Annotated in this window: 17 protein-coding genes and 2 pseudogenes; 14 read left to right on the top strand and 5 right to left on the bottom strand. The window is 50.1% G+C overall.

Annotation, left to right across the window (positions count from 1 at the left end; translation table 11 throughout):
• The first annotated feature begins 29 nt into the window (after positions 1-29).
• The gene (gene dhaR, locus OGY15_RS05025) at positions 30-1955 is read left to right on the top strand and encodes a dihydroxyacetone kinase operon transcriptional regulator DhaR (RefSeq protein WP_286538605.1); all 1926 of its coding nucleotides are present in this window, start codon (positions 30-32) and stop codon (positions 1953-1955) included.
• On the opposite strand, the gene OGY15_RS05020 is transcribed toward dhaR, so the two are convergent.
• Genes OGY15_RS05020 through OGY15_RS05005 form a run of 4 tightly spaced genes read right to left on the bottom strand, consistent with a single transcriptional unit; the run spans position 1933 to position 4448 of the window.
• A complete protein-coding gene (locus OGY15_RS05020) occupies positions 1933-2463 on the bottom strand; it encodes a cob(I)yrinic acid a,c-diamide adenosyltransferase (protein ID WP_151217796.1) in 531 nt (176 codons plus the stop codon). The two genes, dhaR and OGY15_RS05020, sit on opposite strands and share 23 nt — an antisense overlap.
• Complete coding sequence (locus OGY15_RS05015) at positions 2464-2817, bottom strand: glycerol dehydratase reactivase beta/small subunit family protein (RefSeq protein ID WP_286538602.1); 354 nt, start codon at positions 2815-2817, stop codon at positions 2464-2466.
• Between the two features lie 16 nt (positions 2818-2833).
• A complete protein-coding gene (gene dhaT, locus OGY15_RS05010; RefSeq protein WP_151217794.1) occupies positions 2834-3997 on the bottom strand; it encodes a 1,3-propanediol dehydrogenase in 1164 nt (387 codons plus the stop codon).
• Between the two features lie 22 nt (positions 3998-4019).
• The gene (locus OGY15_RS05005; RefSeq protein ID WP_151217793.1) at positions 4020-4448 is read right to left on the bottom strand and encodes a GlcG/HbpS family heme-binding protein; all 429 of its coding nucleotides are present in this window, start codon (positions 4446-4448) and stop codon (positions 4020-4022) included.
• A gap of 392 nt (positions 4449-4840) precedes the next feature.
• Here OGY15_RS05005 and OGY15_RS05000 point away from each other — a divergent pair, with 392 nt between their 5' ends.
• From OGY15_RS05000 to OGY15_RS04975, 6 genes and pseudogenes are all read left to right on the top strand, one after another.
• Positions 4841-6508, top strand: coding sequence for a propanediol/glycerol family dehydratase large subunit (locus tag OGY15_RS05000; protein WP_286538595.1), 1668 nt, complete (start codon positions 4841-4843; stop codon positions 6506-6508).
• A gap of 11 nt (positions 6509-6519) precedes the next feature.
• Positions 6520-7104: a propanediol/glycerol family dehydratase medium subunit gene (locus tag OGY15_RS04995; protein WP_151217791.1), complete on the top strand. Its 585-nt coding sequence runs from the start codon at positions 6520-6522 to the stop codon at positions 7102-7104.
• Positions 7105-7106: 2 nt separating this feature from the next.
• Complete coding sequence (locus OGY15_RS04990; RefSeq protein ID WP_151217790.1) at positions 7107-7535, top strand: diol dehydratase small subunit; 429 nt, start codon at positions 7107-7109, stop codon at positions 7533-7535.
• 10 nt (positions 7536-7545) lie between these two features.
• Positions 7546-9357, top strand: coding sequence for a diol dehydratase reactivase subunit alpha (locus OGY15_RS04985; protein WP_286538591.1), 1812 nt, complete (start codon positions 7546-7548; stop codon positions 9355-9357).
• A gap of 112 nt (positions 9358-9469) precedes the next feature.
• Positions 9470-9793: a DUF1889 family protein gene (locus tag OGY15_RS04980; protein ID WP_001573898.1), complete on the top strand. Its 324-nt coding sequence runs from the start codon at positions 9470-9472 to the stop codon at positions 9791-9793.
• Positions 9794-9902: 109 nt separating this feature from the next.
• Positions 9903-10233, top strand: a pseudogene (locus OGY15_RS04975) (phage tail sheath subtilisin-like domain-containing protein); the annotation flags it as partial.
• A gap of 2 nt (positions 10234-10235) precedes the next feature.
• Here OGY15_RS04975 and OGY15_RS04970 read toward each other — a convergent pair.
• Positions 10236-10380 (bottom strand): annotated as a pseudogene (locus OGY15_RS04970) (IS3 family transposase); the annotation flags it as partial.
• A gap of 389 nt (positions 10381-10769) precedes the next feature.
• Between OGY15_RS04970 and evgA the strand changes: the two are divergent.
• The 7 genes from evgA (at position 10770) to OGY15_RS04935 (ending at position 20450) form a co-directional block, all read left to right on the top strand.
• Positions 10770-11399 carry an acid-sensing system DNA-binding response regulator EvgA gene (gene evgA, locus OGY15_RS04965; protein ID WP_151217788.1) on the top strand — a complete coding sequence of 210 codons (630 nt, stop codon included), beginning with the start codon at positions 10770-10772 and terminating at the stop codon, positions 11397-11399.
• 2 nt (positions 11400-11401) lie between these two features.
• Positions 11402-14584, top strand: a complete 3183-nt coding sequence (locus tag OGY15_RS04960; protein WP_286538588.1) for a response regulator — start codon at positions 11402-11404, stop codon at positions 14582-14584.
• 457 nt (positions 14585-15041) lie between these two features.
• Positions 15042-15560: a response regulator transcription factor gene (locus tag OGY15_RS04955; protein WP_151217787.1), complete on the top strand. Its 519-nt coding sequence runs from the start codon at positions 15042-15044 to the stop codon at positions 15558-15560.
• A 104-nt stretch (positions 15561-15664) separates the two neighbouring features.
• Positions 15665-16183: a fimbrial protein gene (locus tag OGY15_RS04950; RefSeq protein WP_151217786.1), complete on the top strand. Its 519-nt coding sequence runs from the start codon at positions 15665-15667 to the stop codon at positions 16181-16183.
• Between the two features lie 45 nt (positions 16184-16228).
• Positions 16229-16906, top strand: coding sequence for a fimbrial biogenesis chaperone (locus OGY15_RS04945; RefSeq protein ID WP_151224376.1), 678 nt, complete (start codon positions 16229-16231; stop codon positions 16904-16906).
• Between the two features lie 11 nt (positions 16907-16917).
• The gene (locus tag OGY15_RS04940) at positions 16918-19419 is read left to right on the top strand and encodes a fimbria/pilus outer membrane usher protein (RefSeq protein WP_286538583.1); all 2502 of its coding nucleotides are present in this window, start codon (positions 16918-16920) and stop codon (positions 19417-19419) included.
• Positions 19420-19436: 17 nt separating this feature from the next.
• Positions 19437-20450 (top strand): fimbrial protein, encoded by a 1014-nt coding sequence (locus tag OGY15_RS04935; protein WP_151217784.1) that lies wholly within the window; start codon positions 19437-19439, stop codon positions 20448-20450.
• Positions 20451-20470: the final 20 nt, after the last annotated feature.

Raw genomic sequence — 20470 nt, 5'->3', positions numbered from 1 at the left:
TTGTCTATGGTAAAACAGCGGAAAGGGATATGACGGCGCACACGCATAGCATCGGGAAGGAAGTCTCTTCGGTTCTTGCCCAGTCATGGCATCGTTGCAGCAAGTTTATGCAGCGGGAAACCTGGCAGGCGCCGCATCAGGCGCAGGGGCTGACCTTTGAGTCGATTTGTCGTCGCAAGACGGCGCTGCTGACGATTGCTCAGGCTGCGCTGGAAGATGCCTGGGAATTTATGGACGGCCGTCCGTGCGCGCTGCTGATTCTGGATGAGTCGGCCTGTATTCTCAGCCGTTGCGGCGATCCGCAGACGGTGGAACAACTGGCGGAGCTCGGGTTTCGCGACGGCAGTTACTGTGCGGAAAGCATTATTGGCAGCTGTGCGCTGTCGCTGGCGACGATGCCGGGGCAGCCGACAAAAACCTCTGGCGATCAGCACTTTAAGCAGGCGTTGCATCCGTGGTCGTTCTGCTCGACGCCGGTATTCGATAACCATGGTCGACTGTTTGGCTCCATCTCGCTGTGCTGTCTGGTAGAGCATGAGTGCGTTTCTGATTTATCCCTGACGCTGGCGATTGCCAGAGAAGTCGGTAACTCTTTACTGACCGACAGTCTGCTGGCTGAATCCAATCGTCATCTGAACCAAATGTACGGACTGCTGGAAAGCATGGATGATGGCGTGATGGCGTGGAACGAGCAGGGTGTGTTGCAGTTCCTTAATGCGCGGGCGGCGCTGCTTTTGCATCTCGACGCGCAGGCCAGTCAGGGGAAAAATATTAACGACCTGCTCAATCTGCCCATGCTGCTGCGTCGGGCGATCAAACATGCCCGCGGCCTGAATCACGTCGAAGTCACCTTTGAAAGTCAGCATCAGTTTGTTGATGCCGTCATTACCCTGAAGCCGATTGTTGAAGAGCAGGGCAACAGCTTTATTCTGTTGCTGCATCCGGTTGAACAAATGCGTCAACTGATGACCAGCCAGCTCGGCAAGGTGAGCCATACCTTTGAGCAGATGTCGACAGACGATCCGGAAACCCGGCGCTTGATCCATTTCGGTCGTCAGGCGGCGCGGGGGAGCTTCCCGATTCTGCTGTGTGGGGAAGAGGGGGTCGGTAAAGAGTTGTTGAGCCAGGCTATTCACAATGAAAGCGAACGCGCCAGCGGGCCGTATATCGCCGTGAACTGCCAGCTGTATGCCAACAGCGTGCTGGGTCAGGATTTTATGGGCAGCGCGCCTACCGATGATGAGAACGGTCGGTTGAGTCGTCTTGAACTGGCCAATGGCGGCACCCTGTTTCTGGAAAAAATTGAGTATTTAGCGCCGGAGCTGCAATCCGCGCTGCTACAGGTGATTAAGCAGGGGGTTTTAACCCGCCTGGATGCCCGGCGGCTGATTCCGGTGGATGTGAAAGTGATTGCCACCACCACGGTCGATCTCGCTAATCTGGTGGAACAAAACCGCTTTAGCCGTCAGCTGTATTATGCGCTGCACTCTTTTGAGATAGTCATCCCGCCGCTACGGGCGCGGCGTAACAGTATTCCCTCGCTGATTTATACGCGGCTGAATAGCCTGAAAAAACGCTTTTCAACCAGCCTGAAGATTGACGACGATGCGCTGGCGCAACTGGTGGCCTACTCGTGGCCGGGTAATGACTTTGAGCTGAACAGTATTATCGAAAATATCGCCATCAGCAGTGAAAACGGTCATATTCGGCTGAGCAATCTACCGGATTATCTGTTTGCCGAACGCCCTGGTCTGGAGACGGCATCTTCACTGCTGCCAGCCAGCCTGACATTTACCGCCATCGAAAAAGAGGCGATTATCCACGCCGCCCGCGTCACTAGCGGGCGCGTGCAGGAGATGTCGCAGCTGCTGAATATTGGTCGCACCACCCTGTGGCGCAAGATGAAGCAGTACGACATCGATGCCAGTCAGTTTAAGCGCAAACATCTGGAGTAGTTTCTTCGATTCTGGCCATCGAAAACAACACATCCGACAGTCGGTTGATGTAACGTTTGGCCTCATCGCGTAACGTCAGGGTTCTGTCCATCGCGATCAGGATCCGCTCCAGCCGACGCACCAGGGTTCGCGCAACGTGTAGCTGTGCCGAGGCCAGATTTTTCCCCGGAATAACAAACGCTTTGAGCGGGCCGCTTTGCGCCATATTACGGTCAATAAGCTGCTCCAGCGCCTGAGTATCCTCTTCACCAATACGCTGCTTTAAGCGGGTAAGTCCTTGCTCATCACTGGCGAGCTCTGCTCCAAGTACAAACAGCATCTTCTGTATGGCGTGCAGTTCCTGGCGTAGCTCGGCCTGGCGCGTGCTGGCATAGCAGACGCCAAGCTGGGAAATCAGTTCATCCACGGTGCCGTAGGCGTCAACGCGGATGTCGTCTTTGTCGATGCGGCTGCCGCCATATAGCGCAGTGGTGCCTTTATCGCCGGTTCGGGTGTAGATGCGGTACATTTATGTTATCTCGCTGAAAGGAAGCACTTTAACCAGTTGACCGGCATTGGCGCCGAGCACGCGGATCCGGACAGCCCCGGCGCAGATACGCCCGCAGACCAGCGCCCGATCCTCGGGCAACTGGGCATGGGTTAAAGCAATATCACCCGCGTTATTGAGGCCGAGCCCCACGCGTAGCGTCGAACTTTTGGCCGCCAGTTGGCCCAGCGCCAGCGCGCAGTCATGATCGTCGCAACAGATTGCCCGGTAAGGAACGCCTTGCTCTTCCAGTCCCCAACACAGCTCATCAAGCACGTGAGTATCCTGCCAGCGTGAGTGATAAAACAGATGTACGGCCGGTGATGAAAGTGACATGGCGTCCCCTGCGTTATCAGAATGCCTGACGGAAGATCCCGGCAATTTCTTTCTCGTTCCCTTTGCGTGGGTTGGAGAAGGCATTGCCGTCCTTCAGCGCCATTTCCGCCATATAGGGGAAATCGGCTTCTTTGACGCCCAGATCGCGCAGATGCTGCGGAATGCCGATGTCAGCAGAGAGGCGAGCGATGGCGTGAATCGCCAGTTCGGCCGCATCCATGGTGGAAAGTCCGTTAGTGTTTTCGCCCATAAACTCTGCGATGTCGGCAAATTTTTCCGGGTTAGCGATCAGGTTATAGCGTGCCACGTGCGGCAGCAGTACGGCATTCGCTACGCCGTGCGGCATGTCGTACAGACCGCCAAGTTGATGCGCCATCGCATGAACGTAGCCGAGGTTGGCGTTGTTGAAGGCCATGCCCGCCAGCAGCGAAGCGTAGGCCATATTCTCACGTGCTTTCAGATTGCTGCCCAGCGCCACGGCCTGCCGTAAATTACGGGCGATCAGGCGGATCGCCTGGATAGCGGCGGCGTCGGTGACCGGGTTGGCATCTTTGGAAATATAGGCTTCCACGGCGTGGGTCAGGGCGTCCATCCCGGTCGCCGCGGTCAGTGGTGCGGGTTTGCCGAGCATCAGCAACGGATCGTTAATGGAGACTGACGGCAGGTTGCGCCAGCTGACAATCACAAACTTCACTTTGGTTTTGGTATTGGTCAGCACGCAGTGGCGGGTAACTTCGCTGGCGGTACCGGCAGTGGTATTCACCGCGACAATCGGCGGCAGTGGATTGGTCAGGGTTTCAATCCCGGCATAGCTGTAGAGATCGCCTTCGTGGGTCGCCGCGATACCGATACCTTTACCGCAGTCATGTGGGCTACCGCCGCCGACGGTAACGATGATATCGCAATGCTCTTTGCGAAAGACTTCCAGACCGTCGCGCACGTTGGTATCTTTGGGGTTAGGTTCAACGCCGTCAAAAACCACCACCTCAATACCGGCTTCACGCAGATGGGCGAGAGTTTTATCTACCGCGCCGTCTTTAATCGCTCGCAGACCTTTATCAGTAACCAGCAGCGCTTTTTTACCACCCAACAATTTGCAGCGCTCGCCGACAACGGAAATAGCATTCGGGCCAAAGAAGTTCACATTTGGCACCAGGTAATCAAACATACGATAGCTCATAATATACCTTCTTAGATTTAAATTATAATTCAGAGAAACAATTCAGTGCGGTTTCTGCTAATAATCTGTCTTGTTCGACGGTACCACCGCTTACGCCTACGGCACCGATTAATTTACCGTTTAATATGACGGGTAAGCCGCCGCCGAAAATAACAATGCGCTGTTGATTAGTAAGCTGCAAACCATACAGAGAAGCCCCCGGTTGTACTGCGTCGGTAATTTCATGGGTACCCTGTCGCAGGCAGCAGGCGGTATACGCTTTATTAAGAGAGATATCACAGCTGGTGACAAACGCATCGTCCATGCGTTGCATCAGCAGTGTGTTTCCGCCACGATCAACCACGGAAAAAACCACCGGAACGTTAATTTCAAGCGCTTTAGCCTCGACGGCCTGCGCCATTTTTTTTGCCGCCGCCAGCGTAATGGTGGCGATTTGTTGGCTCTTATTCACAGTCTCTCCTGAAAATGTTGTAGGGCTGAGGTCACGAAAAATATCGCGTAGCAGCTATTTTTATCATTGGCTTTACCTTATTTTCTCGCCGCACGTTATTTAGTCAATAGGGCGAAAATTCCAAAAATATTAAATTAAACTTCCCGGATTTGCGTTTATTGATAATGATCATTTAACCTCGTCACAATTTGATGTGGATATTCCTGAATTGCGTTTCAATATGAAACGATGCGTTTTTATCAGGTGCCAAATTGGAACGAAATTAATTTTATTTTTTTATTGTTCTGCTCATTTAGAGTTCGACCATTGCTGATGAAAGGCGAATGCCGGGTGTTGTGTCCCCGGCAATGCGGCCCGGCGTCCCTATTTTTTATCTTTTGAGTCAATAAATCATGAGAAGATCAAAACGATTCGAAGTGCTTGCGAAACGGCCTGTAAATCAGGATGGGCTGATTGGCGAATGGCCTGAAGAGGGGCTGATCGCCATGGAAAGCCCCTACGATCCCGCTTCATCGGTGAAGGTAGAATGTGGTCGTATTGTTGAGCTGGACGGTAAGAGCCGCGCCGAGTTCGACATGATTGACCGTTTCATTGCCGACTACGCCATTAACGTGGCTGAGGCCGAGCGCGCCATGCAGCTCGACGCGCTGGAGATCGCCAGAATGCTGGTGGATATCCACGTCAGTCGGGAAGAGATTATTGCCATTACCACCGCCATCACCCCGGCGAAAGCGGTGGAAGTGATGGCGCAAATGAACGTGGTGGAGATGATGATGGCGCTGCAAAAAATGCGCGCCAGACGCACCCCCTCCAATCAGTGTCACGTGACCAACCTGAAAGATAACCCGGTACAGATTGCCGCCGACGCCGCCGAAGCGGGGATCCGTGGTTTTTCCGAGCAGGAAACGACGGTCGGGATCGCCCGTTATGCGCCATTTAACGCCCTGGCGCTGCTGGTGGGGTCTCAGTGCGGTCGCCCCGGCGTGCTGACGCAATGTTCCGTTGAAGAGGCCACGGAGCTGGAGCTGGGCATGCGCGGGCTGACCAGCTACGCCGAAACGGTGTCGGTCTATGGTACGGAGTCGGTATTTACCGATGGTGATGACACGCCGTGGTCAAAAGCGTTTCTCGCCTCAGCGTATGCATCGCGTGGCCTGAAGATGCGCTACACCTCCGGCACCGGTTCGGAAGCGCTGATGGGCTATTCCGAAAGTAAATCGATGCTGTACCTGGAGTCGCGCTGCATTTTTATCACCAAAGGCGCAGGCGTACAGGGGCTGCAAAACGGCGCGGTCAGCTGTATCGGCATGACTGGTGCAGTACCGTCAGGGATCCGCGCGGTGCTGGCGGAAAACCTGATAGCCTCAATGCTCGACCTTGAAGTGGCCTCCGCCAATGACCAGACCTTTTCCCATTCCGATATTCGCCGTACTGCCCGTACCCTGATGCAGATGCTGCCGGGCACCGACTTTATCTTCTCCGGTTATAGCGCGGTACCCAACTACGACAACATGTTTGCCGGATCGAACTTCGACGCTGAAGACTTCGATGATTACAACATTCTGCAACGCGATCTGATGGTTGACGGGGGCCTGCGACCGGTCACGGAAGAGGAAACCATCGCTATTCGCAATAAGGCCGCCCGTGCCATTCAGGCGGTGTTCCGCGAACTGGGCCTGCCGCTAATTAGTGATGAAGAGGTGGAGGCAGCCACTTACGCTCACGGCAGCAAAGATATGCCCGCACGCAATGTGGTGGAGGATCTGGCTGCTGTGGAAGAGATGATGAAGCGCAATATCACCGGACTGGATATCGTCAGCGCGTTAAGTTGTAGCGGTTTCGAAGACATCGCCAGCAATATCCTCAACATGCTGAGGCAGCGCGTCACCGGTGATTACCTGCAAACGTCGGCCATTCTGGATCGCCAGTTCGACGTCGTCAGTGCCGTCAATGACATCAATGATTATCAGGGACCCGGCACCGGCTATCGTATTTCTGCCGAACGCTGGGCGGAAATTAAAAATATAGCGGGTGTGGTTCAGCCCAGCGCGATCGAATAAGGCGGTAGACAGTGGAATGCACAACTGAGCGTAAGCCGGTTTTTACCTTGCAGGTGAGCGAAGGCGAGGCGGCTAAAGCGGACGAACGCGTGGATGAAGTAGTGATTGGCGTCGGCCCAGCCTTTGATAAGTATCAGCATAAAACCCTTATTGAGATGCCGCACAAAGCGATTTTGAAAGAGCTGGTTGCTGGCATCGAAGAAGAGGGGTTACATGCGCGGGTAGTGAGGATCCTGCGCACCTCGGATGTTTCTTTTATGGCGTGGGATGCGGCAAATCTTAGTGGTTCTGGTATCGGGATTGGTATCCAGTCGAAAGGAACCACGGTGATTCATCAGCGCGATCTGCTGCCGTTGAGCAACCTGGAGCTGTTCTCTCAGGCTCCGCTACTGACGCTGGAAACGTATCGCCAGATTGGTAAAAACGCCGCGCGCTATGCACGTAAAGAGTCGCCCTCGCCGGTGCCGGTGGTGAATGACCAGATGGTGCGCCCTAAATTTATGGCTAAGGCCGCACTGTTTCATATCAAAGAAACCAAACACGTGGTGCAGGATGCTGCGCCCGTCACGCTGCATATTGCACTGGTAAGGGAATGACCATGAACGACAACATCATGACCGCGCAGGATTACCCATTAGCGACCCGCTGCCCGGAGAAAATTCAGACCCCCACCGGGAAACCGCTAACCGAGATTACCCTTGAGAATGTGCTGGCGGGCCGCGTAGGACCGCAGGATGTGCGTATTTCTCAGCAAACGCTGGAGTACCAGGCACAGATTGCCGAACAGATGCAGCGTCACGCCGTGGCGCGTAATTTCCGTCGTGCGGCAGAGCTGATTACCATCCCAGATGCCCGCATTCTGGAGATCTACAACGCGCTGCGCCCGTTTCGTTCTTCGTTTGCTGAGCTGCAGGCCATTGCCGATGAACTGGAATATACCTGGCATGCCACGGTGAACGCCGGGTTTGTTCGCGAGTCGGCAGAGGTGTATCAGCAGAGAAATAAGCTGCGTAAAGGCAGCCAATGACGGAGGGTGTATGCCGCTAATTGCAGGGATTGATATCGGCAACGCCACCACTGAAGTGGCGCTGGCGCAGCATGGCCGGTTTATCGCCAGCGGGATTGTCGCGACTACCGGCATGAAAGGGACGCGGGATAATATTGCAGGGGTGGTGGCCTCCCTGCAGCAGGCGCTGAATAACACGCCGTGGTCGCTTCAGGACGTGGCGAAAATCTGTATCAACGAGGCGGCACCGGTAATCGGCGATGTGGCGATGGAAACCATCACTGAAACCATTATTACCGAATCAACGATGATTGGGCATAACCCGCAAACGCCCGGCGGTATTGGTGTGGGAATAGGAACCACCATCACAGTGGAGAAGCTGGCGGCGGTGAGTGAAGATCATTTTGCTCAAGGTTGGATCCCGCTGGTAGGCGAGGAGATGGATTTTCTCGAGGCGGTTTGGCTTATCAATGAGGCACTGGATCGCGGTGTCAATGTGGTGGCGGCAATCCTGAAAAAAGATGATGGTGTACTGGTGAACAATCGTCTGCGCCGGACCATGCCAGTGGTAGATGAAGTTACCCTGATTGAGAAGGTGCCGGAAGGCGTGTTGGCGGCGGTGGAAGTGGCGGCCCCGGGACAGGTGGTGCGGGTGCTGTCGAACCCTTACGGCATTGCGACTTTCTTTGCCCTAACGCCCGAGGAAACGCAAGCTATCGTCCCCATCGCCAGAGCGCTGATTGGCAACCGTTCTGCCGTGGTGCTGAAAACGCCGCAGGGCGATGTGTGTTCAAGAGTGATCCCGGCGGGCAAGATCGTTATCCGTGGCGAAAAGCGCGGCGGTGAAGCCGACGTTGCGCATGGCGCGCGGGCCATTATGCAGGTGGTAAGCGCCTGTGCGCCCGTGTGTGATATTCGCGGTGAAGCTGGTACGCACGCAGGTGGCATGCTGGAGCGGGTGCGTAAGGTGATGGCCTCACTGACCGGTCATGACATGAACACGGTGCACATTCAGGATCTGTTGGCGGTAGATACATTCATTCCGCGCAAGGTTCAGGGCGGTATTGCCGGGGAGTGTTCAATGGAGAACGCCGTTGGCATTGCGGCGATGGTGAAATCCGATCGCTTACAGATGCAGGCCATCGCCAGTGAGCTCAGCGCCCGGCTAAATACCCCGGTTGAAGTCGGTGGCGTAGAGGCCAACATGGCCATAGCCGGAGCGTTAACCACGCCCGGTTGTGCTGCACCGCTGGCGATCCTCGATCTGGGCGCAGGATCTACCGATGCCGCCATTATCAATAGCGACGGTGCAGTGAAAGCGGTTCATCTGGCCGGTGCGGGAAATATGGTTAGCCTGTTGATTCAAACAGAGCTGGGCTTAAGCGATCCGTTTTTGGCAGAGGAAATTAAAAAATACCCGCTGGCAAAAGTGGAGAGTCTGTTCAGCATTCGCCATGAGAACGGCGTGGTGGAGTTTTTTCGCGAGCCGCTCAGCCCGTCGGTGTTTGCCAAAGTGGTGTATCTGAAAGACGGGGAGCTGATCCCGATAGATAACCAAATCTCGCTGGAAAAAATTCGGCTGGTGCGCCGACAGGCTAAAGAGAAGGTTTTTGTGACCAACTGCCTGCGTGCGTTACGCCAGGTATCTCCCGGTGGAACCATTCGCGATATCTCTTTCGTGGTGCTGGTAGGCGGTTCCTCGTTGGATTTCGAAATCCCACAGATGATAACCGACGCGCTGGCGCATTACGGGGTTGTCGCCGGACAGGGCAACATCCGTGGTACTGAAGGGCCGCGTAATGCGGTGGCGACCGGGCTGGTTTTGGCTGGAATGGCGAATTAATCGCGCAGAAAACAGTCGCGCAAGCGTTTAGCTGCGGGGTAAATCAAATAAAGGTGATGTTCTCTTTGATATCCCGGCGGAGTTGGGTACATAGTATGAATGTGTCTCTCACGTGGTTAATTTTAAGGATAAGAGCATGCCAACAGCAATTGAGAAAGCATTGGATTTTATTGGTGGTATGAACACTTCGGCGTCAGTACCCCATTCAATGGATGAAAGTACCGCTAAGGGAATCTTAAAGTATTTGCATGACTTAGGTGTGCCAGCGAGTCCGGAAGTAGTGATGGCACGGGGTGAGCAGGAGGGATGGAATCCCGAGTTCACGAAAAAAGTAGCCGGATGGGCAGAAAAAGTCGCCTCCGGTAACCGCATCCTTATCAAGAACCCAGAGTATTTTTCAACCTATATGCAGGAGCAGCTCAAAGAACTGGTGTGAGCTGACTATAGGATCAAACTCTAACGGACGTTTCCATCTCTGATGGCAGCGTCCTAATGGCGTGCCAGCGATATAGGCTGGCGCAGCGTATGATATAACCTTATTCCCCGCATGGGGCTGTAAGATCATTTCCGAAGCGATGGCTTATCGCGAGAATTTCAGTCAGCGTGAGCTGATGGTCATCTGGCCTGATTTACTTTCATTGGATACCACTGTGAACGCTATTTCGACGGCCACGCTACCGCGTTTGCACCAGGGCTGCGTGCTTACATCGACCAGACTGCCAGTTGGCACAAAACCAATCTAACGTCGGTGTACAGGGCGTCACCGGCATCAATGTCTCAGTCTTTCGGGACTTGCAGGCATCCGGCACTGATGCCGACCTGATCTACCTGGTCGGGGTCACGACACTGGTGAGCAAGGATGGCTTCAACTTCTTCTAGAGTCGGCGGATCTCGGCCTGAGCATCTGACAGTTCTTTATTGGTGGATGAGTCCGGCCGTACTCCTTTATCCTCGCGTACAGACTGTGTGGCAATATTGAGACGTTTTGCTCACGCTAAAAACGGAATCGCCACGCTAAACAATCTGTTTGGCTGTTTCAACTTTACACTCTTCGGGATACCCCTTACCGCTGGGTAACCCTCTTTAAGTCCTCAGAAATGACGCTAAGATCTTTGTTAAATCCGAAGCTATTCATACCTCTAAACTGGTACAGAAACCTGATTAAAGGTTGCCATAAAGAACTATCTTCTGGCAAATCGTAAAACTCAGGTCGCACGATGATAATGGTCGGATACAACTAAATAAATCAGAAATCAAAACGGGAAAAATGCTCGAACAATAACGTGTTTTAGTTGATCGCTATAATGTGAGCTAGTACAAAAAAACTTTTAATTTTTAAATCAGTCTGAAGTATTGTTAGGTTATCATCCTGAGTATGTTTCCTTCCACGAATTACAGCTTTCAGGTAGCCTATGAATGAGTCTCGGTCCCCTACCGCCGTTATTGTGGATGACCATCCCTTGGCTCGCATGGCCATACGCGGCATGTTGGAAAAACAGCACATTACCATTATCAAAGAATTTGAGAACGGAGCGGAAGCCCTAAAGGAGTTGACGAAAACAGCTGTCGATATCGTCGTTGTGGATGTCGAGATTCCTGGCATAAATGGCGTTGAGCTGGTGGAGAAACTCAGGGCACAATGTTTTACTGGTGTGTTAATCGTAGTATCAGCAAAAAATGATCGCTATTACAGTAAACGCTGCGCGCAGGCTGGCGCGAATGCTTTTATTAGTAAAAAGCAAGATATGGAAAATATTCTCGCAGCGATTAATGCGGCGAAAAATGGTTATATCTACTTTCCCTTTTTCATGGAGGAACCGTCGGTAGAACTAACGGATAATCAGCGTCTTGAATCTCTCTCCGCGCAGGAGATGAAAGTAATGAGCTATATGCTAAGCGGCCTTGATAATACGCAGATTGGCGAAGCGATGTATATAAGCAGCAAAACGGTAAGTACCTATAAAACTAGATTAATGGAAAAATTAGGCTGTAAATCACTAGTCGAACTACTCTCTTTTGCTCATCAGAATAAGCTGACCTGAAGATGGAACTGCGTCTTGTACTTCTCCTGCTCCTCTGGGTTTTCAGCGGATGTGCTGCTTATGCTCAGGATGTCTCCCCCACTGAGCTAGAGCTGTCGGGATATAGTTACATTACTCCGGTGCCTGTGTACTTGAGTGAGGATAACAAGCGCTGGCTGTTGCAAAAAAGAGCGCTACGCATTGGAGTTTATCAACCTGAGCAGGCTCCGTTGGTGCAAACCACGCTCAGTGGGCGCTACAGGGGAATGAACGCTGACTATCTGACGCTAATCCATAATTCGCTAAATGTCCGTATCGCTGTACTGAGCTATAAAAATCGCGCTGATGCAATTCGCGCGCTACGTGCGGGCGAGATTGATACGGTATTGACTGGTCTTGATACGTTTCCTTTCGCTGAGGAGGGCATTCAGCTCTCGGAGACACTAGTACATTCCTGGCCCGTGCTGGTGACTTCGCTCTCTAACGTTATGGGTCCCTTGCATAGTCCGCAGAGTGCTCGTATTGCGGTTGTTGAGGGCTATCCTGGCACTGATTTCATTCATGAGGCATTTCCGAATGCCGAAATAGCCAATTACGCCAGCTATCAGGAGGCGCTGAACTCCATTATTACCGGGCAGAATCGATGGTTTATGGGTGATTCGCTAACTACTAGCACTTGGCTTTCCCAAGAGTTCAGCCTAGCTTTGAGCGCGGTTAAATATTGGCCTTCACCACAAAAAATGAGCCATTTTTTATTCTTACCGGGACAAGAGCGTTTACTGAGCATCATTAATAGCACCATCAATGCAATCGATGAAAATCAGCATGGACAAATAGCGCAGTCGATGATCGACAAAGGTAACCTCTCTTTTTTACTTCAACCACTCAATCTGACGCCTCGTGAAAAACAGTGGCTAAAAACAAACAAAACGCTACGGGTAATTATTAATCCGTGGTTTGCGCCTTACACCATGGCCGACAATAATCAGGAAGTTCGGGGGATTGTAGGGGATATTCTTAATCTGATTAGTCTGCAAACTGGCCTGCAGTACGAAACGGTTGTCGTAAACTCGCGTGAAGATATGCTTTCAGAGATGAAAAAGGGCAACTGGCATATTGTACAGGCAGCCACCTTTGATTTGAGCCTCCAAGACACCCTCTCTTTCACTCATCCCTTTATTACCACCCAGTTTGTTACCGTTGTCAGAAAAGAGGATGCCCAGGCGATAGCGCTAAAGGCAGGAGCGCACGTGGCGATAAGCATCGATCATCCGTTACTGATACAGATGAAAGCCCGTCATCCGGATATCTATTGGCAAGAAGTAGAAAACTCCAGTGTGGCATTAAATCTTGTTGCAACGGGAAAAGTTGACGCGGCGATTTCTAATCAGCTGACCGCTCGTTATCTCAGTGAACATTATTATCCCGATAGGCTGACATGGCTCCCGTTGCCAGAGGTGCAACCGGCAGCAATCAGTTTTGCTGTACCGCGCTCAGAACCTGAATTAAGGCAGATCCTTGATAAGGCCTTGGATGATATCCCCCAGAAGGAAATTTTACAGATTGTCGGTAAATGGGTACGTCTGCCGGACGTCCAAATAGATACCTGGGAGTTGTATAACCGACCCTTCTATCTGGTAGCAACTCTCGCGACCCTTCTTGTCGTGAGTACCTTCCTCTGGGTGCTCTACCTGGCACGGCAGGTGCGTAGAAGAAAAGAGTCGCAGCGTTTACTGGAGAAGGAAAAGACCAAAGCACAGAAAGCTAATGAAGAGAAACGAGCCTTCCTCTCTCATATGAGCCATGAGATTCGCACCCCAGTAAGTGCCATTGTGGGATTTCTGGAACTGTTACAAAACTCAACGACAAACTTCAGTCATGAAGATAAAACTTCTATCGATCATGCAGTTACAGCTTCGCGATCGCTGTTGAAACTGATTGGTGAGATCCTCGATCTGGAGAAGATAGAATCCGGTTTGCAGGAGGTGATGCCGAAGTGGGTGCATGTTGATGCGATGATCAAAGAAAAAGTATTACTTTTTACCGCGCTTGCCGCGCAGAAAGGGATAGCGCTGGGCTATGACTCGCATCTGGAGCCAAAAGAAGCCATGCAGCTAGATCCACAGATGTTGGAACAGGTGCTGATGAATCTTATCGGCAATGCGGTGAAATTTACACGTCATGGAGAAGTTCAGGTCTCAGCGAAGAGACTGAATCACGCGCTGGTAATTTCCGTGAATGACACGGGGCCCGGTATCAGTAGCGAAGAACAAAAGTCGCTTTTTATGCCGTTCAGTCAGGGGAAAATGGGGGAGCTTCATCACGGGTCAGGGCTAGGATTGGCTATTGCAAAGGCATTGATGAACCAGATGGGGGGCACGATAGATTTGCAAAGTGAAGTTAATCAGGGGACCAGAGTGACGCTGAATTTGCCAGTACAAATTTCGTATGATGCACTCACTGACGTCGTTGAAACCGAGTCACCACCACCTCCTGTTATTGGCAAGACACTGCGGGTATTAATTGCCGACGATCACCCTTCCAGTCGTCTACTGTTAAAACGTCAGCTAGCCTCCCTGGAAATTGCTGCGGATGAAGCGGAAAACGGCGAAGAGGCATTACGTTATCTTCAGCAGGATCGTTACGATTTATTGATTACCGACCTTAACATGCCCGTGATGGATGGTATTGCACTTACTCGCGAGGTGAGACGATTTGATAGTGATCTTCCTATCTGGGGTCTGACCGCTACAGCGCAGCAGCATGAGCGTGAACGCTGTCTTGCGGCAGGAATGACCGATTGTCTATTTAAGCCAATTACCCTCGCGCAGCTCACTCGTCTGTTAGCCGGAGTAAGCCAGACGAACGAATTAATGTTCGATGAGAAGCGGTTGGCGGTACTAGCACAAAACAATCGGGTGCTTATGCTCGCTGCGCTGCATGATGCGCAACGGGAAAATCGACACGATTTAGAAGCAGCCAGAACAGCCGCATTTGACGAGGACTATCCATCGGTGAAATATCATATTCATCGCCTTAACGGTACTGCCCAATTGCTGGGCATTAATGAAGTCATCACTGTTGCTCAAATGCTGGAAGAACGATTGCCTGATGCTATTACTGCGGCGGAACTGTTCGACTCTTTGAACCGAATCGAAAGCTCGCTCAATAATCTGGAACAATCCATAGAAAAATTTCAACAATAGCCCTTTTCCTACGTATGTAGGCGCTTGCTGACAGAATAATAAGCTCTCGCCAATGTTGCTCCACTGTTAACCAGGTAAAATTAGCCCTGTTCCGGTGAAGTATCTTTTGTTAAGTGACAATAGAATATTCCCTAAGAAAAATCCAATTCGATGGTTATTACAAGTTCTGGCTATCAAACAACTATAGATCATTAAGTTGCGCCTATGTTTCATGGTAGTTTTAAATGCTATAACTTAATTTTTAACTGGTGTTTTTATTTGTAATCTATGGTTTCTAATGGATTAATTATCTTTGAAAGGTGAAAAAATAGTAGAAACGATCGTTTTTTATTCCCAGCTCGAAATCCATTACTTTTGTGCTGCTATAAACATATAATTTCTGTAAATCTCACAATGAAACATGAGAGGGATTACTGACGCTAAATAATAAAGAGGATTATGCCTGGAAGGTAAATTTATGGATTTGTCAGGTTCCATTTTTTCTGATGATTATTTTTTTATTGTCGGCATGAGTGAATTGTTAACTCCAGAGTTAATTGATGAAAATTATTGTATCATAGACATTGAAACAATATGCATATCAGAGGTGCGTAAGAACATAACTCCGGGGAAAAAAGTTATTATTTTTATCAGTAACGTTCTTGACTACTATGCTTTAAAGCATATGTCAGACTTTGTTTTTATTGATAAAAAGTGCCGGCTGAATGAAATTCTCTCCTGTTTGTTGGTAAAGAGTTCACAATATAATTACAGAATGAAATACTCACTTTCTCAGCGTGAGGAAGAAGTGCTCTATTGTATGCAAAAAGGGCTGGATGTTAAAGAGATTAGCCAGCGACTAGGAATGACAAGAAAAACATTTTATGCACATCGCCGCAGTCTGATTTTTAAACTACAGCAAGGTAATCGTGTTGTGCTGTATCAGAATATCGCGCGCACTGAGCTCTATACGCAGAATACTCATGAATATGAGTGACTAGTATATTTTATTAACTGTTGTTTTATGAATGTAAGGTTAACATTAATTTTTAAAGCTTCACATTTATTTTTTCAATTTAACTAACCATATGGAATTTATATATGAAAAAGATTGCACTGATTTCTGCTCTTGTGTCTCTATCCATTTCTCAGGTTGCAAATGCTGCTGATGGGGTAATTAACTTTACCGGTAATATCACGGGTACGGCATGCGTGGTTGATGCAACATCTATCGCTCAACCAGTTGAGCTCGGCACAATTTCAACCGCAGCCTTTGCCGGAGGTAATAGCACTACGGCAGCGGCGAAACGTTTTAACATTGTGCTGAAATCCTGCCCGGCCAGTATTTCGAGCGCCAGCATTCGCTTTGATGGCACGACCAACACCGCTAATCCTTCCATTCTGGCGCTGACCAACGGGCAAACTGCAACTAACGTTGGGGTAGCCATCTATGAGCAGGACAGTACGACGCTGATTCCGGTTGGTTCTCCCTCAGCAAGGGTGAATCTGTTGGAAGATGTTAATAACACACTGACTTACTTTGCTAAATATATGGCAACGGGAGTTGTTGGTGCTGGAACCGCAAACTCTTCGACATCATTTACCGTGACTTACCAGTAAAAGTAGGGCCATTTGTGGCCCTTGTTATTCTCTCAGGATTTCTTCATGTTACAGGAAATATTTAAAAAAATCGCCGTGAGTTTATTACTTATCTCTACGGCGGCAATTAGTGGTGTGGAAATAGGTGGCACGCGACTTGTTTATAATAGTGGCGATAGTCAATCAGCAATCAGCGTGAGAAACCCGGACAATACACCATATCTAATTCAGTCATGGGTAAGTAACAATGAAAATAGTGACGATGGTGACAGTCCATTTATTACCACGCCGCCTTTATTTAAACTAAATCCCAATACCCAGAATTCGGTTCGCGTCATGTTAATTGGTAATTCTGTGCCTCAGGATCGGGAAAGCATATATTGGCTAAATATTAAATCAATACCGTCATCATCGGCGGATGCTAAAAACGAGTTGCTGATAGCAGTAAAAAGCAAAATGAAGGTTTTTTATCGCCCTGCGGGCCTAAAAGGAGATCCTTCACTGGCATATCAACAGCTAATTTTTTCAGTCGCTGATGGGAAACTGAATGTGCATAATCCGTCACCTTATAGTGTGTCGCTTTATGATGTAAAAGTGAATGGAAAAGAATTATCTAAACCTCCAATGGTTTTACCATTTCAAACCTTATCGCTATCTCAGTCGGCGTTAACTGGTGGTGAAATATCATGGCGTGCGATCAATGATTTCGGAGGCATCACGGCTGAGCATACATTTAATTTTTAGGTTTATCATCCATGTCTCAGGTCAATGTGGTGTCAGGTTTTGCGAAATTAACCAAGTTATCTTTACTTGTTTTTTTATGTTTACGCGTTCAAACAGGGTTGGCTGAGGATTATTTTTCACCAGACTTTATTGAAACTCACGGGAATATCCCACGAGACATTGATATCTCCCGTTTTAGCAAAACCAACGGGCAGGTTCCCGGAGTCTACCATGTAGAAATTTATCTTAATGGTAGCTATGTGGAAACACGCGATATCTCATTCATCTGGAATGAAAGTGCCTTATCACCGACTCTGAAACGGGAGGATTTTTCGCGCTGGGGGGTTAAACCCAACGCACAGCCCGGCTGGATGGATATGGATGAACTGGCGACGATCAACAATATCAGCGAGCTCCTGCCGGGGAGTCTAATCCATTTTCAGTTCGATGGCATGCGGCTTGAAATCTCGGTTCCGCAGGAATATCTGCGGCGAGATCCTCAGGGTTCCGTATCGCCGGAGCAATGGGATGACGGGTTGAATATGCTGTTTGTAAATTACAACTTTTCAGCTGCGAATAACCGTGGCGATGTCGAATCGCACAACGACAGTTATTTAAATCTGCGTAGCGGTATCAATGCAGGTCCCTGGCGGCTGCGAAATTATTCAACTTATAACAACAGCAATGGAATAAGCCGCTGGAACACAATTAGCACCTCGCTTGAGCGGGATATTAAGGTGCTGAAAAGCCAATTTAGCGCTGGCGATGGTTATACCCAGGCAGGGGTCTTCGACAGCGTGAATTTCCGTGGTGTGCAGCTTTATTCAGATGACTCTATGCTGCCGGAAAGCGTCCGCGGTTTTGCACCTGTGGTTCGCGGTATCGCGCAGAGCAACGCTCAGGTGACCATACGTCAGGGCGGGAATATTATCTGGCAGTCATATGTTCCCCCGGGACCTTTTATGATCGACGATCTTTATCCCACCGCCGCCAGCGGCGACCTCGACGTCTCGATTCGTGAAGCGGACGGCTCAGTGCATCAGTTTATCCAGCCATTTTCTGCGGTACCGGTGATGCAGCGCGAAGGTCAATTCAAGTATGCGCTGGCAGCGGGGAAATATCGCGCGGCAAGCTACCAGGATAAGGAACCGATATTCCTGCAAAGCACCTTAGGCTATGGCTTGCCTTGGGATACAACGGTGTATGGCGGGATGATCGTTTCTGAAGATTACTGGTCCGGCGCATTAGGTATAGGTAAGGGGTTTGGGGATATTGGTTCGTTCTCTTTTGACACCACGTTTGCTCGTTCGCAGCTACCTGAAAAGACGCAAAATGGTGTGTCGTTACGCGCGCAGTATGCCAAAGATTTCGCCACGACGGGAACATCTTTGAATTTGACCGGATATCGTTATTCTTCATCGGGCTTTCGCGATTTTCAGGAAGCAAACGGCGATGTGAATCCGTTTCGTATTACAAGCGATGAGATGCAGCTTGATGACAATTGGCGCTATCAGCGAAATAAACGCAGTAAGGCCCAGATAACACTGAATCAACGGCTTAGCGACTGGGGCAACCTGAATCTCTCAGCCTGGCAGCAGGATTACTGGGGAGGCGATAGCGAGCGTAGCGTTAACGTGGGATACAACACCAGCGTTAACAATATTAATTACGGCCTGAACTACAGCTACTCAAAGGGGCCATGGCGCAACGACAATGATCATATCGTCGCTTTTACGATGCAGATCCCGCTATCACGTTTTTTGCCAAACAGCTGGATGACCGTTACTGCTAACGGCAATAAAAAAGGCGATAGCGTTTCACAGATGGGATTATCCGGTACTGCGCTGGAAGATAACAAACTGAGCTGGAACGTGCAGCAAGGCTATAACAGTAAAGGTTCCGACACGATGGGTAGCGCTTCCGCCAATTATAAAGGCAACCACGGGGAATATCAGCTGGGCTACAGCTATTCCCGTGATAACCGCCAGTTTTCCGTTGGCGCGATGGGCGGGCTAGTGGCTCATCCATACGGCATCGCCGCGACTCAGCCTCTTGGCGAGACCCTGGCGCTGGTGAAAGCAGATAACGCTGCCGGAGTGAAAGTGGCAAACAATAGTGGTATTTACACCGACAGTAAAGGTTTTGCGGTGGTGCCGTACGTTACACCATATCGACAGAACAGCCTGTCGCTTGATACCGCCACGCTGAATAACAATACCGATGTGCTCAATGATACGCGAACGGTAGTACCAACAAAAGGTGCTTTGGCCCTGGCAGATTATCCTACTGTAACGGGTTACAAAGTTTTGCTGCAATTGACTGGAAGTGAAATCCCGTTCGGGGCGACGGCCATTATTAAAAATCGCAATAACGTGGCGAACGGCATTGTGGACGATCATAAACGGGTCTGGCTAAACGGCGCACCAGAAAAAGGTACCGTTGAGGTTCGCTGGGCTGGCGAAAGCTGCCGTGCGACTTATCAGATAACACAGCTCTCTGACAAAACGCACAACGTTACTGCGCTATGTCATTGAACCGGAGTGAAAGAAAAATGAAACTTATATTAAATATCCTGATTTGCGCTGCGCTGGGGATGTTTTCTCGTACGGTCCTTGCTTGGGATTGCACAACAACAACACCGTCAACTACTGTCTCACCACAGAATATTACGATTTCGCGCAATCTTCCCGTAGGTGCGGTTATCGGGACACAGCTTGTGACACCGACGATCAACTCGTTTAGTTGTTTCAATTCGGATCAGGGTTTGATCTCTAGTCAGGTTTTCGGCGTCATGGCGAACGGCACATTTGATTCGATGGTGAACGGCCGGCGAGTGTATAAAACCAATGTCGACGGTATTGGTTATTCCATCTCGGGTTCCACGACAATATGTGCTGGCGGCAGCGCCTCAGTCACCGGAAGTAATACTATTCGGGGCGATGTCAATACCGCTAAGCTCTGTGAGAACACCAGTGGAATGGTCAACCCGACATTGAGTGGCACCGTGACAGTAACGTTTTATAAAACGGCAACGGAAACGGGGTCCGGAACGATAACCGCAAGAACGGTAGGTGCACTGGTTTTGCTGAATAACGCGTTGCTGTGGCAATCACCTCAAGCGAATGTCAGTATCAATGCGTTCACGGTGACTACCCCTGCCTGTAATTTAACCACGACATCAATACCTGTTGATATGAAAGAGGTAGATAAAAAGGCATTTAGCGGCAAAGGATCCACGCCCGGCGATACCTACACACAATCGTTCATCCTGCCGATGACCTGCAATGCCGGAACAAAAGTTAGCGTGAAAATGGAAGGGAGTATTTTTGATGCTAGCAGAGGAGTAATCAATACTGCCGGTGGCAATAACGCAGCGACTGGCGTGGGGATTCAGCTGCTTTATAACAATTTGCCGATGGCGTTGGGTTCCGATATCTCCGTTGGAACTTCCTCAACTGGCGGTAGTTTCAGCGTGCCGCTCAAGGCGCGCTATTATCAGACCGGGGATACGATCACTACAGGCACCGCTAACGGCGTGCTGTCATTTACCATGACGTATCAATAGCGATATTAACGCCAGAGGAA

Source organism: Citrobacter sp. Cu231 (assembly GCF_030332265.1).
Taxonomy (GTDB): domain Bacteria; phylum Pseudomonadota; class Gammaproteobacteria; order Enterobacterales; family Enterobacteriaceae; genus Citrobacter; species Citrobacter meridianamericanus.
Note: the sequence above shows the minus strand (reverse complement) of the source record. Positions and strands in the feature narration are given on the sequence as shown.

Excerpts from the sequence above, each read along its gene's own strand:
- dhaR (WP_286538605.1), top strand. The coding sequence starts at position 30 with ATGACGGCGCACACGCATAGCATCGGGAAGGAAGTCTCTTCGGTTCTT.
- OGY15_RS05020 (WP_151217796.1), bottom strand. The coding sequence starts at position 2,463 with ATGTACCGCATCTACACCCGAACCGGCGATAAAGGCACCACTGCGCTA.
- OGY15_RS05015 (WP_286538602.1), bottom strand. The coding sequence starts at position 2,817 with ATGTCACTTTCATCACCGGCCGTACATCTGTTTTATCACTCACGCTGG.
- dhaT (WP_151217794.1), bottom strand. The coding sequence starts at position 3,997 with ATGAGCTATCGTATGTTTGATTACCTGGTGCCAAATGTGAACTTCTTT.
- OGY15_RS05000 (WP_286538595.1), top strand. The coding sequence starts at position 4,841 with ATGAGAAGATCAAAACGATTCGAAGTGCTTGCGAAACGGCCTGTAAAT.
- OGY15_RS04990 (WP_151217790.1), top strand. The coding sequence starts at position 7,107 with ATGAACGACAACATCATGACCGCGCAGGATTACCCATTAGCGACCCGC.
- OGY15_RS04985 (WP_286538591.1), top strand. The coding sequence starts at position 7,546 with ATGCCGCTAATTGCAGGGATTGATATCGGCAACGCCACCACTGAAGTG.
- evgA (WP_151217788.1), top strand. The coding sequence starts at position 10,770 with ATGAATGAGTCTCGGTCCCCTACCGCCGTTATTGTGGATGACCATCCC.
- OGY15_RS04960 (WP_286538588.1), top strand. The coding sequence starts at position 11,402 with ATGGAACTGCGTCTTGTACTTCTCCTGCTCCTCTGGGTTTTCAGCGGA.
- OGY15_RS04955 (WP_151217787.1), top strand. The coding sequence starts at position 15,042 with ATGGATTTGTCAGGTTCCATTTTTTCTGATGATTATTTTTTTATTGTC.
- OGY15_RS04950 (WP_151217786.1), top strand. The coding sequence starts at position 15,665 with ATGAAAAAGATTGCACTGATTTCTGCTCTTGTGTCTCTATCCATTTCT.
- OGY15_RS04945 (WP_151224376.1), top strand. The coding sequence starts at position 16,229 with ATGTTACAGGAAATATTTAAAAAAATCGCCGTGAGTTTATTACTTATC.
- OGY15_RS04940 (WP_286538583.1), top strand. The coding sequence starts at position 16,918 with ATGTCTCAGGTCAATGTGGTGTCAGGTTTTGCGAAATTAACCAAGTTA.
- OGY15_RS04935 (WP_151217784.1), top strand. The coding sequence starts at position 19,437 with ATGAAACTTATATTAAATATCCTGATTTGCGCTGCGCTGGGGATGTTT.